This is a genomic window from Streptomyces sp. TBY4 (genome assembly GCF_024213195.1).
Lineage (GTDB): Bacteria > Actinomycetota > Actinomycetes > Streptomycetales > Streptomycetaceae > Streptomyces.
The window spans coordinates 167811-179760 of record NZ_JANAVF010000017.1 but is presented as its reverse complement, the minus strand read 5'-3'; the positions used below and the strand labels follow the sequence as shown (position 1 = coordinate 179760).

Annotated in this window: 11 protein-coding genes; 9 read left to right on the top strand and 2 right to left on the bottom strand. The window is 68.2% G+C overall.

The genetic code is table 11. The features are described from left to right. Positions 1-301: 301 nt before the first annotated feature. Both NLX94_RS31650 and NLX94_RS31640 read right to left on the bottom strand, forming a co-directional pair. Positions 302-499 carry a serine protease inhibitor gene (locus tag NLX94_RS31650; RefSeq protein ID WP_254386562.1) on the bottom strand — a complete coding sequence of 66 codons (198 nt, stop codon included), beginning with the start codon at positions 497-499 and terminating at the stop codon, positions 302-304. A 1081-nt stretch (positions 500-1580) separates the two neighbouring features. Further along, a complete protein-coding gene (locus tag NLX94_RS31640) occupies positions 1581-2000 on the bottom strand; it encodes a hypothetical protein (RefSeq protein ID WP_254386560.1) in 420 nt (139 codons plus the stop codon). 837 nt (positions 2001-2837) lie between these two features. Between NLX94_RS31640 and NLX94_RS31635 the strand changes: the two genes are divergently transcribed. The 9 genes from NLX94_RS31635 to NLX94_RS31595 all read left to right on the top strand — a co-directional run bounded on the left by NLX94_RS31635 (position 2838) and on the right by NLX94_RS31595 (position 11856). Next, a complete protein-coding gene (locus NLX94_RS31635) occupies positions 2838-3731 on the top strand; it encodes a hypothetical protein (RefSeq protein ID WP_254386559.1) in 894 nt (297 codons plus the stop codon). An 84-nt stretch (positions 3732-3815) separates the two neighbouring features. Beyond that, the gene (locus tag NLX94_RS31630; protein ID WP_254386558.1) at positions 3816-4775 is read left to right on the top strand and encodes a hypothetical protein; all 960 of its coding nucleotides are present in this window, start codon (positions 3816-3818) and stop codon (positions 4773-4775) included. Then, entirely contained in the window at positions 4772-5812 is a 1041-nt protein-coding gene (locus NLX94_RS31625; RefSeq protein WP_254386557.1) for an ImmA/IrrE family metallo-endopeptidase, read from the top strand. The genes NLX94_RS31630 and NLX94_RS31625 overlap by 4 nt, the downstream gene beginning before the upstream one ends. Positions 5813-5960: 148 nt before the next feature. Further along, complete coding sequence (locus NLX94_RS31620; RefSeq protein WP_254386556.1) at positions 5961-6983, top strand: hypothetical protein; 1023 nt, start codon at positions 5961-5963, stop codon at positions 6981-6983. Continuing rightward, on the top strand, positions 6980-7414 hold the full coding sequence (locus NLX94_RS31615; protein ID WP_254386555.1) for a hypothetical protein: 435 nt from the start codon (positions 6980-6982) through the stop codon (positions 7412-7414). The genes NLX94_RS31620 and NLX94_RS31615 overlap by 4 nt, the downstream gene beginning before the upstream one ends. Before the next feature lie 203 nt (positions 7415-7617). Next, a complete protein-coding gene (locus tag NLX94_RS31610; protein WP_254386554.1) occupies positions 7618-8124 on the top strand; it encodes a hypothetical protein in 507 nt (168 codons plus the stop codon). Between the two features lie 422 nt (positions 8125-8546). Further along, complete coding sequence (locus NLX94_RS31605; RefSeq protein WP_374684052.1) at positions 8547-10085, top strand: Mu transposase C-terminal domain-containing protein; 1539 nt, start codon at positions 8547-8549, stop codon at positions 10083-10085. Continuing rightward, positions 10082-10855 (top strand): ATP-binding protein, encoded by a 774-nt coding sequence (locus NLX94_RS31600; protein WP_254386552.1) that lies wholly within the window; start codon positions 10082-10084, stop codon positions 10853-10855. Before NLX94_RS31605 ends, NLX94_RS31600 begins: the two co-directional genes overlap by 4 nt. A 137-nt stretch (positions 10856-10992) precedes the next feature. Further along, on the top strand, positions 10993-11856 hold the full coding sequence (locus tag NLX94_RS31595; RefSeq protein WP_254386551.1) for a hypothetical protein: 864 nt from the start codon (positions 10993-10995) through the stop codon (positions 11854-11856). Positions 11857-11950 lie beyond the last annotated feature (94 nt).

Below are 11950 nucleotides of genomic sequence, written 5' to 3'. Positions count from 1 at the left end.
CCAGGGCAATGAACTGCCTTCGCTTCGCTCGGCCGGGCTCTGCGCTTCGCTCCGAGCCATGGCCGGCCTTCGGCCGGGGGCCTTCGCTTCGCTCCGGAATGGCTCTGGTTCCGCTGCGCTCCACCAGAGCGGGCCTGCTCCGCAGGCTCCAGAGCTCCCACGCTCCGCGCGGGAGGTGACCCCGTTTCACGGGGCCCGGGCTTACGGCCCGTTGGGTTGGTCCGCTCCCCACCCCAGAGCCCTTCTGGCTCCGCCTCCAGGGCCCCAGGCCTGCTCCGCAGGCCCAAGCTGGCAGCAAAGACTATCCACGCCTGGGTTCCCGGACCACCTTGCCGTCCTTCACGAAGAGCCTCACCCGCTGCTCGTTAAAGTCCATCGTCACCATGCTGCCCTCAGGCACCACATGCACCGTGATCTCCGGGAACTCCGCCCCGATCTGCTCACGGGCCTCCTCCGCCGACTTCCCCACCAGCTCCGGCCACACACCCTTCGTCTCCATCAGCCCCTCCAGGGTGATGATCGCTCCAGTCCCGCCTCGACGCCACCAGGTCTACCGCTAGCCCCGTCCCGCTCCGCCCGGGAGGTGACGCCGTTTGACGGGGTACGGGCCTCCGCCTTCGCTCCCGTGCCACGATCTCGCTAGCTGACTCCCTGCGCGTTCAGACTGGCTGTCAGATACGGCATCGAATCCGGAGCACACCCGACCAGCACCACAGCATCACCGTCGCGGCACTCGGCCACCTGCCAGCCGTACTGCACCAACCGGGAATCCGTACGGCCTCTCGACCGGACCCGAACCAACTCCAACCGCGCTGCAGGAAGTGCGCTTCGGTGAAGGTCCCTGAACTCCGTCGGCGTGACATGAAGCGTAGAACCCGTAGCCCAGAGGAAAACCAACGCCTCATCCTGGCAGTACGGGCGGTCACCAAGGACGCAGGCAACGAAACCCACCTCCGCCCCTTCCCCGAAACTCCGAGCCTTCCTCCTGGCCTGGCGCTTCTCATGACCCCACGTCAGCAGACCGCCAAAAACGAGCTCCAGCAAGAAACCCATCACGCGCCACCCCCGTCGGACTCAGCCCTCCAGCTGCAATCCAAACAGGCGCAACCAAAGACCACACTCCTCCCCAAGGAGGAGCTCACAGGGTCCCGTAGGGTGTCCGCTTCGCTCCTACCCTCAGTCCTTCCGGCTCCGCCTCCAGGACAACAGCCCGCTCCGCGGGCTGGCAGCAGGGGCCGTGAGGGCTGCTGTGTGCCGATCCAGGAGCCTGACTGCCATGTCGTGGTTGTAGGAGCTCGCCAACTCTCGCGGAGTCTCACCATCAGGTGTTGCGGTGGGGTCGGCCCCGTAGGCGAGCAAGATCGCAGTGAGCGAAGAGTCGAGCGGCCCGCCGGACTGGAGTGCCCCGTCCCCTTCCACATCAATCGCGTGGAGCAGGAGGGTCATCCCGCAGCAGACCTCTTCCGGGTCCCCACCCGCGTCAAGGAGGCGGGTCAGCTCCGCATGGTCACCCGACTCCACCGCCTGATGCGCAGGAGTCCACGGGTTCTCAAGAAACTCGGTCATCACAGACTCCCGGCTCAAGGCGCGAAGTACCAGCAGTACAGGGGCTGGCCCAGATCTCCTGCGGTACGAGCCAGATCGGCCACCTCTGTGAGGATCTCAACCGCCACCTCTGCTGGCGCCCCGTCCTTCGCCTCGGCAAGCTCGACCCACTCGGCCGCAACCTCAACAAGCCGGCTCCTACTCGCCGCCGCCAGCGCCGAACACAGTCTCCCGGGGAGCTCGAACACCATGAAACCGTCATTCCTCATCGGCACCACAACACGCGGGTCCGATGCCACACCCCCGACGAGGAGAACCTCCCAGTCCTCCACCGCATCATCGGGAAAGAAATCCGCACACCCGAACGCCGGAAACCCATGACCACGACGCCTCGGCCCCACGCCAGCGACCGCCCCATCATCCGGAGCCACAAAGAACTCAACAACACGCAGCATGACCCGATCATGCCAGCCTCAAGAGTTTGATTCATTCTGAAGCCTGGATCGAGTCTGGAGAACAGGCCCCCATCCGAATCTCAGAAGCCTTCGTCGCATGTCGAAGACCGATGAATCTGCGCAGTTGAGGATCCGCAGCGCCCTGTCCGGCTGGAACGTCGCTCGCGCAGTCCGTAGTCCGGCGGCAGCCACCCCTTCTTCCTCCTCGCGATGGTCTTGCGGGTGTGGGGAGGTGGGTACGGGAAGAGCCGCATCAGGTCGGGTTCACTCATCGCCCAGGCCAGTCCGTAGTGGACGGTGCACGCCGGCCAAATGGTCTTGTGCTGCTGCTTCCGGCGCGGCGCTGTGCAGGCTCTCCGCTTACGTGGCGCAGGTCTGGGTGGTTGGGGTGGGCGGAGCTTTCGGCGAAGGTGGTCGGGAACGGCAGGCCGGTGCTGCCCAGCGGGTCGGTGAAGAGGGGACGCCTGGTGCCGGTGGCGATGTCCCAGACGCGGCGGGCCGCAAGCAGCAATGGACGGGCCCACAACTGGACCTGATGGGTCATGCAGCCTTGGCGAAGCCCGTTGTCGTGGAGCGTGATGGCGGAGGCACCCGGGCCCAGATCGTGGATGTGGACGGTGCGCAGCTGGGTGCAGGACGCAGTGGTGAACACCGCGGTCGCCACCTCAGCGGGTGTGCGGTCGCGGTGCGAGCTGGAATGGGCAAGTTCCTGTGCCGGAAGGGCTCCTTGGCGTACGGTTCGCCCATCGAGGGGAGGTACCGGCTATTTCCGTATTCGACGAACTGCACGAACTCGGGTGTTTCGGCCCCGCGTGTCTGACTCTGACAGGGACGCTGGTGCGGCAGGAAGTGCAGCGCTTTCCCGTTCTAGCTCCGCTGGCCGGCTGGCAGCAGGCCGATGAGGAGGATCTGCTGAGTGAGTTCCTGGCAGATCGCCTCCAGGCGGTCACCGCCAATCTCCTGGCTCTGGCCACCGACGATGGCAGTGTCGGACGATTGCTGCGGACGTCGATCCGGCGCTGGTTGATCGACCAGGCACGCAAGACTGCGCTCGGTTCGGTCAGGCGCTCGCTGGAAGAGGTGCTGACGGACTGCAGTGCCTTCGAGGTGGTGCCGCCTGGCGAGGCGGGGGCCGGTAGGTGGCGCTTGTCCGGCACCACGGTGCAGCCCTGGTCCGGTCCCCCCGACCTGCTCGTCGAAGCCGCGTACGCCGTGCCGAACATCAAGATTCCGAAGTGGACCAGTGAAACGCGTCGTGCCCCTCTCGCTGACAGGAAGTCGCTGGAAGCTGTGATCCGTGCGGTTTTGTCAACCGCCACCGGATCGATGGAGGTCGCGCAGTTCGTCGAGGTGTTCATCGCTCGCTTTCCTGTGGCGCTGGATCCGAGAGTCCTCCCGCTCCCCGACGATGCGGGATCGCAGATCACCGTCAGTACGCACGCCTCCCCGGAGGAGATCGTGCTTGCTCGCGACGACGAGGCCGGTGCGGCGTCTGCCGCGGCACAGATCGTGGCCATGCTCAGCCCTCAGGAGCGGGGCATGGTCACTTATCTGGAGAGCCTGAGCGAGCTCCAGGCGTTGTTGGGCTGCGGCCGGACCCAGGCCTATCAGCACAGAACACGTCTGAAGGAGAAACTGCAGCAGCTCGTCGGGAACGGAGACGGAGACCAAGTACGTTCGGTGGGGTCGGAGGTGATCCGGCTGTGCAGCGAAGCGGCGCAGGCACGATGAGTGGAGCCTGGGCCGGACGTCCTGGCCGGTATGACGTCAGTCGAGGGTGGAGGCCTGCTCAGTCGATGGATGCGGGAGGACACCATGAGTGACTCGAAAGTGCCGCAGCGGTTCCTGGACCTGGCCCAGCAGATGCGTGGGCCGCGTGCTCTGTCGGAGGCAGGGCTGAGAGAGCGCTTCGGTGATCCGGCTCAGGCGGAGATCAAGGCTGGTCAGGTGTGGCGGGCACGCTGGGACAAGGTCAGCGTGCTTGTGCTGATCCTGGATGTGCAGGCCCGTGAGGTGAACGCCGTCCCTGTCACGATCGACCCGCCCGGTGAGGATGAGACCAGCGTGGTGGTCGACGGGGCACGTACCGCGTTCGGCGTCGAGGCCACCGTGTGGGCAGGGCTGCTCTCCTGTGTCCCCATGCGCGTGCTGGAGCGCGTGGTCGATGCCTGGGACGAGGACATCGTGGGGTGTGCGGCGGCTCGGGCTCAGGGCCGGTCGGCGCCGGCCGCGGCAGGGGTACGCCAGGGACAGATGATCCGTTCCGCCCTGGAACCCGACGCCGAGACGCGAGCCGGCCTCGCTGATGATCTGGAGCATCTGCAACATGCTCCCGGTCTTCCGGTTCAGGAGAGCGGACGGCCTCCCGAGACCTTGGCGTCGCTGCTCGGCGACCGGTTGGACTTGAGGACGCTGTGCTCTGCCTTGGAGATGCCGCAGCCCGAGGTCATGAAACTGCTTCGCGGCAAGGCCCCGCTGCCTGCCGACCGGATCGGTGCCATCGCCTCGGCAACCGGGCTGAGCGCAGAGCAGATCGCCCAGACGGTCCGCCCCCTGCCCGCCGACCTCGTCCAGGCCATGGAGCACCCGCGGTGGCGCTCGGTATGGGTACGCCGCGCCCGGCAACTGGAGATCAGCGAAGCCCAGGCACGTCTTTGGGGCAGCTACGGCGCCTTCGCCCTGGCAGCTCGCGAAACAGGCGGTGGCGCGGCCGACTGGGACGCCCGTCTACAGCAGTTCCTCGGCGGCGAAGACACTACAAAGGGCGGCACATGACACGGCGCCGGTTCGACCAGGAGGCTCCGCGCCAGGCGGAGGCGATGATCTCGGCTCTTGAGCGACTGCACCCCGGCGCCATTGAAGCGCTGCGCGCTGATCCGCTGACCGAGCTGGGCCGCTGGACGGACGTCCAAGTGTCGCTGGAGGCCGCGTCGGACGACGGTGGCCGGTGCTCGGTCGCCGGCAGCTACCGGTCGCAGACCGATCCCCCCACGCTGGTGGTCGGGGCGGCCCGATCACATCGGCGCCGTGGATTCACTGGCCTGCACGAGCTGGGCCACCATCTCCAGCAGACCGACCCCGAGCTGGGGCAGCTCCTGTTCGACTGGGAGGACTCCGAAGCGTTCGAGGAAGCCGCATGTGACGCCTTCGCCGCGCGCATCCTCGTGCCGGATGCGCAGTTTGGCGCGGACGTACGCCGCCGCGGGCCCTGCGCCGACGATGTGGTCGCCATGTTCCGCGCCTCTCGGGCCTCACGCGAAGCGTGCTGTGTGCGTGCGGCGCAGTACCTGGCCGGTGGGGGCGCGGTCGTCCTGTTCGACGCCGCGGGCCATGTGCTGTTCGCTGCGGCTCACGGCATGATTCCGCCGGCCCGTGGCTCCGACCAGTCGGGTACCCCGCTCCTGGCTGCGGCCTTGGGGACCCGCGCCACGGTGGAGCGCGACAAGACGTTCGTGCTCTACCGGTCCGGCCATCAGAGCGATCTGCTGTACGGGCAGGCGGCCTGGTGTGACGAGGACTATCTGATCGCGGTGCTCGCCGAGGACAACGTGGCCTGGCGTGCCTTCACAGCGCCGCGACCACGGACCGGGAGCTCCCGGTTCGGTTCCTGGTGGGAGTGCGAGACGTGCGGGGAGTCGTTCAAGATCACCGAGCAGGGATGTGCAGAGTGCGGGGATCCTTCATGCGGGCAGGGGCACTGTGGCTGCACGGCCGCCAGGAGGCGGAGCGACCGTGCTTGCAAGGAGTGCTTCATGGTCCTGGCCCCGTCCCGGTTCGAGGGTGCGAACACGGTCTGCCGCGACTGTTCCTGATCTGATCTCAGAGAGGGAGAGGGCAGCCCGGACGATCTCGACGGTGTGACGTCAGAGGAGGGTGAGCCGCCGAGTGACGGCTCCGCCCGGGGAACGTCCCGGGCGATGTGCGGCGCTTAGCGCCCCTCACCTGAACGGACACATCTTCATGGGATACACCGAGGACATCCTCAGCGACATCCGCAGCCAGATCGATGCTCACCCTGAGCCGCTGGCGCAGGCACGTACGCGGCTGGACCTGGTCAGCGCGAGCGCGATCGGCTTCACGGGCGCCCTGCGGACCTACCGCAGTGGTTCGCTGCCCCAGCACACCTTCATCCACCCGGTCGGCGACGGTGACGGCGGAGTCGTCCTGGACCGGCGCGTGTATCCGCGGCTCGGGCCGGACGGGGGCGGCGAGACGCCGACCGCGATCACCACCGAGCTGTGCGCGCTGCTCGGCCCCGCGGTGCGCGAGGTGTACCCGAAGGCCCGCTGCGGCACCTCCAAGCGCGGCCCGAAAATCACCTTCGGGGAACCCGTCGACGGCCAGGACCCGACGGTGGACCTGGTCGTGGCCCTCACCCGGAAGGAGGGGGGTGGGCTGTGGATCCCGAACCTGGAGACCGACCGGTGGGAGGCGTCCGACCCGGAGGGGCACGTCGAGCTCTTCACCGGCGGGACGCAGTCCCAGCGCCGTACCCGCCGCAGGGTGGTGCGCCTGCTGAAGGCGTGGAACAAGCAGTACTCCCAGCCGGGCTTCTCCTCGCACAACCTGACGGTCTGGGCGTGGGAGTTCATCGAGCCGGGGATGGGCGTGGCGAAGGCGCTGAGCGCGGTGCTGAACAGGGCTGCGGCCCGGGTGGAGGCCGGGACGGCGACCAAGGACCCGCTGGGGGTGTCGCCGAACGTGAAGCTGCTGGTGGGGCGCGAGACTGCGGCCCGGCGGCTGCGCGGGGCGGCGGACGGCGTGGCTGAGGCTCTGGCGGTCGACGATGACCGCGAGGCGGTGCTGTCGGCACTGTCGGGGGTGTTCTACCGGTATGTGCAGGCCCCTGTGTCCGACAGCTTCGCGGGCAAGATCGCGGCGCTGCGGCAGTACGCCCCTGTCACGACGGTGGCGCTGGGGCTGCGCGGGCCGGCGGCCGATGTACGGCCCACCCGGGCTTACGGCGCCGGGCATCACGCGTGAGACGCCGTCCTGCCTGGCGTGCGCCGGCCTGGTTCGCCAGGCCGGCGGCCCGCATCGCCTTCCAGCGCCGCCTGGCCGCCTGCGGCCAGGCGGTCAGGGTCATCCCGCCTCCGCGCCGCTTCCGCGGTGGCTTCGCCCTGGCCGTCCAGCTGCGGGTCGCGGACGTCGTCGAGCAGACGGTCTCGATCGTTTTCGGCCCAGCGGCCCCCGACGTGCCGCACGTGTACACCGACGGGCCGTCCAAGTCGCCTCACCGCTATTCCGATGGCGCTCTGTGCATGTGGTACCCGTACGATGCGCCTGAGCAGCGCTGGATCCGCAAAGACGGGCCGGAGGCCTTGTTGGGGCATGTGGTGGCCCATCTACTGCGTGAACAATGGTGGCGCGGCACGGGCGAGTGGCCCGGCCAGGAAGCTCCCCACGGCACGTGAACGGCGTGCCCGGTATCGGCTTGGAGGTCGTCATGACGTCCGTGCAGACGGCACTTGCGCCGCCGACTCCCTCAGGATCGGCGACCGCTGCGGTGCCTTCCGCGACACCTGCGGCCCCTTCCCTGCCAGTTCCGGTGGTGTCGACGGCCACCGTGGTTCCTTCAGCTCCCCCCGCAGCCCCTGCCACGGCTGATGCCACCTCGGTGTTGCCGGCCGTGGTGTCCGGGGTGTTCCTCGCCGCCATGCTCACGGCGGCCATCAACATATGGCTGGCACGGCGAAAGAGCCGGGAGGAGGAGATCAGCAGGCTCAGGACCGCCTTCGCTGAGGCCTTCGCCGCCCACAGCGCCTACAAGGAGATGCCCTACGCAATCAGGCGGCGCCGGTTCGACGCCGCAGCCGAGGAACGCGTGCGGCTGTCGGAGACGTTGCGGGAGATCCAGGGCAACCTCTCCTACCACCTTGCGTGGACGAAGATCGAGTCCGAAGTAGTGGGCGCTGCTTACGCGGAGCTCGTCCAGGAGCTGCGTAAGACGGCCGGAGCGGCCATGCGCGCAGCGTGGGAAGTGTCTCCCATCGAGAGCGACACGGCCATGAACATCCCGCCGGCGCAGATCGACCTCAGCACGCTGCAGACGCTGGAGACCGCCTACATCGCTGCCGTCCGGGAACACCTGCGCGCGCTCAGAAGATCTTGGTGGTCCCGGTAGAAGCGCCAGAGCGCTTATCGCAAGCACTGGGAGAGAGCGATTCGGGCCGAATACGCATCCGTTCACAGAAGGCGGCGAGCACCGGACCGGGATGCGGATCACGAAACAGAACCAGGGCCAAAGACCGCTCGACCAAGCGCAGCTCACCGAGCCAGGCATGAACAGGACCCGCTGATAGGGGCCCAGTCGAGCGCCGAGCCAGGCCTTCGGATCCGGAGACCGCTGCAGCGACAACCGGGCGACACGCTGCAAGAGGAAAGGCATTATTCCAGGGCGAACACCTGGATCTTCCTGTTATCGGCATATAGGGGTTGTTGGAGTCCTCGGTCTGGGATGACGGTGTAGTGCGTGACGAGGAAGCGGAGGAGGCCCGAGAGGCAAGAGGCGGGGTGTTCTCGCCAGCCTTGGGGCGAGCCGCGGCGGTGCCGCGGTTGTTGGAGTTGGACGGGCGGGGTGAGCTGACGGCCGAGCACGTGCGTTTGGTGGCGGTGTCGGTGGGGCGCAGTGAGCGGACGGTGTGGCGGTGGCTGTCGGCGGCCCGCAGTGAGGGCCGGGCGGAGCGCAAAGCAGTGGCGCAGTTCGTGGTGACGGCGGAGGTCCGGCGTCTGCTGGCCTTCTACGGCGGGAACGCTTCGCGTCTGCACGAGGAGTTGGCGCGGCGGGCCGCGGAGGGGCAGGGTCCCGGGTCGGTTCCGTCTTTGTCGACGCTGCACCGTGCACTGCGGCGGGATCTGACCCGTGGGGAGCGTGCCGGGCTCCGGTCGGGTGAAGTGGCCAGGCGCGCCCACGACGTGTTCGGCAAGCGGCCGCCGTCCCATCGCAACGCGGCATGGGAGGGCGATCACAAGCACCTGGCCGTCGAGGTGGACCTGGAAGGAGAACTGGTCACTCCGTGGGTGACCTGGTTCATCGACTGCGCACACAATGTGATCACCGGGGCTTCCGTTACCGCGCATGCTCCCAGCAGGGACGGTGTACTCGCGGCGCTGCGTGTTGCTCTGGTCCGTGACGAGGCGGTGTTCGGCCCGGTGGGCGGACTGCCGGGGCAGGTGCGGATCGACCGGGGCAAGGAGTTCCTGTGTGAGGCGGTGACCGGTGCGCTGGGGACGTTCGCGGTGCCGGTGGTGGATCTTCCGGCCTGGACGCCGTATCTGAAGGGCAGCATCGAGGCGCTCAACGACTCTGTCGAGAAGATGTTCCTGGTCACCCTTCCCCGCTACCGGCACCGTCAGCGCCTGCCGGGTGGCCGGCTGGCAGACCCGGACGCCCCGGCGTTGCCATTCGACGCGTTCATCACCAAGCTGCTCGAGTGGGTGCACTGGTGGAACACCGCCCACCTCTCCCCCGCCCTGGGAGGCCGCACTCCCCTGCAGTCATGGCAGGCCGACCCCACCCCGATCACCGACGTACCCAGGGAAGCGCTGATCGGCTTCGGGCTGGAAGGCGACGGCCGCATCCGGATGATCTCGACCAGCGGCGTTCGGTTTCGGCGCCGCGACTACATCGCCGACTGGATGGTCGGCTGCGCGGGCGACCCGGTCACCGTGCGCCGGCTGCCGCACCACGACGAAGAGATCGAAGTGTTCGACCCGGCCAGCGGACGCCACCTGGGCAGGGCCTTCCTCGCCGATACCGCCGACGTCGAGCAGTTCGCAGCCGTCCAGTCCGCCCGCACCAGTGCGGCCCGCCGCCTTCGGGCCGATCTCAAGGCCGCCGAGAAGCTACGCCGTAAGCGGTTCGAGGCCGTCACCACCGCCAAGGTCCCCAAACAGCTGAACACGCTCACCGCCGAAGAAGCCGACGCGGAACTACGAGCCGCCGACCAGCGTGGACTGCGCGAACTGGCCCGCCCCGACTACATCCCCCACGCCCCAGTACCCGACACCTGGGCCCGCCCCGTTCCCCCGCCCCCGAGGAAAGCCGCATCAGCCAACGATCACAAGGAGACAGACCCGCCATGATCGACCTCGACTACGGTGTGCTGCCACCCGAGACCGCCGACCATTTCCTGGCCCTGCCCGACGCGCAACTCGTCGGCACCGAAGCCCTCCTGACCACCCGGGACAACATCGAGACCGTCATCGAGGCCAAAGCCATGATGTGCGTGTACGGGCCCGCCGGATCCGGGAAGACCATGTCCGTCAACTCCGCCCTACGGCTCCTGGCCCCCGACCGCACCCACCGCCTGGAACTACGGGCCGGCCCCACCCCCCGCGACATCCGCCACGGACTGTTCAACGCACTCGGCCTGCCGGGGGAACCTCCCATCCGGCCCATCGAGTTCGACAACCTCCTCAAAGACGCCCTCTCCGAGGAGTTCCGCATCCTGGTCTGCGACGAGGCGCAGTGGATGAAGAAGAACTCGTTCGAGTACTGGCGACACCTGTGGGACGACAAACGCACTGATATCGCGGTGATCTTCGCTGGCGGCGACGGCTGCTACAAAGTCCTGCGGCGCGAACCGATGCTCGCCTCCCGCATCCATGTCTGGCAGGAGTTCAGCCGCCTCTCCCGCGCCGAAGTCCTCCAGACCATCCCCGTCTTCCACCCCGTCTGGGCCACCACCACACCCGCACTGATCGAGACCGTCGACAAGCAGGCCGCCCACGGCAGCTTCCGCAACTGGGCCTGCATCACCGCCCACGTCATCAACGGAATGCGGAAGAAGAACCTGACCGAGGTCGACGAACCCCTCATCCACTGGGTCTACAGCAAAATCGGCGGCATGTAGTGCCTGGCGCCGGTCCCGCGGCCACCCCTCTACCGGCTCGGGCACCGCCCGTCACCATCGTCATCGACACCGACGACCTCCCGGCCACGACCGCCCGGGCACTGGCTTCGCACCAGCCAGCGGCCGGACGGATCACCGTGGACCCCACCCCCGCCACCACAGCGCCTGCCGCCCTGGCGCAGGACGTCCTCCACGCACTCGGTAAAACCTGCTTCGGCACCCCAGCCGGCAACGGCGCCTGGGCCGACTCCCTCACCCCCGCATGGATGGCGGTCCGCGCCTGGATCCTTGCTCTCCACATCAGCGGCCTGACCGTCACCCGCGCCCACCGGCTCACCGAACACCGCCTACGCCAACTCCTTCACCTGCGAGAACACACCGGCATCCACCTCACCCTGCTCTGGCACACCCGCCCCACCCCGACCCTCCGCCAACTTCTGGCAGGCATCGACCACCACACCACCCGCACCCTCACCACCCCGACCGGCACCGGCACCACCACCGACCGCCGACCGCCACGGATGTCCTTCCCCTGGCTCGACCCACCGCAGTCCCTGCCCGGCCTCGCCGTGCCACGGGCCAGAAGAAGCCCCTGCCAGGGTGTCGAACCACTCCCCCGCTTAGCTCGACCCGGAACACCGGCAAGCGACGGCCACGCAGAGCTCGCCGACCGCCTGCACACCCTCGCCCACCCCCTCCACGCCGCAGCCCTCACCACCACCTTGCTCACCGGAGCCGGCCCCGCCCGCCTCGCGCTGATCCGCGGCACCGACGTCCACCCCGACGGAACCCACGTCAAAGTTCACGACCCCCACACCCACCACCGGTGCCGGATCCACGCCCTGCCCGCCTGGGCCCACACCCTCATCACCGCAGCACACCACCACCATCAAGACACCAGCCGTCCCCCGACCAGCGCCCTCTATCCCCTCATCACCGCCCGCGATGCCGCCACCCTCACCGAACACGCCACCAGCATCCACATCCGCCTACCCCACTGACACCCCATACCACCGGAGCGCGCGCAGGAGACCGGTGCCGTCCAGGGCCGCCCGGCGCCAGCCTGCTCCCCGAAGGCCACAACCAACCTGCTTC

Excerpts from the sequence above, each read along its gene's own strand:
- NLX94_RS31650 (WP_254386562.1), bottom strand. The coding sequence starts at position 499 with ATGGAGACGAAGGGTGTGTGGCCGGAGCTGGTGGGGAAGTCGGCGGAG.
- NLX94_RS31640 (WP_254386560.1), bottom strand. The coding sequence starts at position 2,000 with ATGCTGCGTGTTGTTGAGTTCTTTGTGGCTCCGGATGATGGGGCGGTC.
- NLX94_RS31630 (WP_254386558.1), top strand. The coding sequence starts at position 3,816 with ATGAGTGACTCGAAAGTGCCGCAGCGGTTCCTGGACCTGGCCCAGCAG.
- NLX94_RS31625 (WP_254386557.1), top strand. The coding sequence starts at position 4,772 with ATGACACGGCGCCGGTTCGACCAGGAGGCTCCGCGCCAGGCGGAGGCG.
- NLX94_RS31620 (WP_254386556.1), top strand. The coding sequence starts at position 5,961 with ATGGGATACACCGAGGACATCCTCAGCGACATCCGCAGCCAGATCGAT.
- NLX94_RS31600 (WP_254386552.1), top strand. The coding sequence starts at position 10,082 with ATGATCGACCTCGACTACGGTGTGCTGCCACCCGAGACCGCCGACCAT.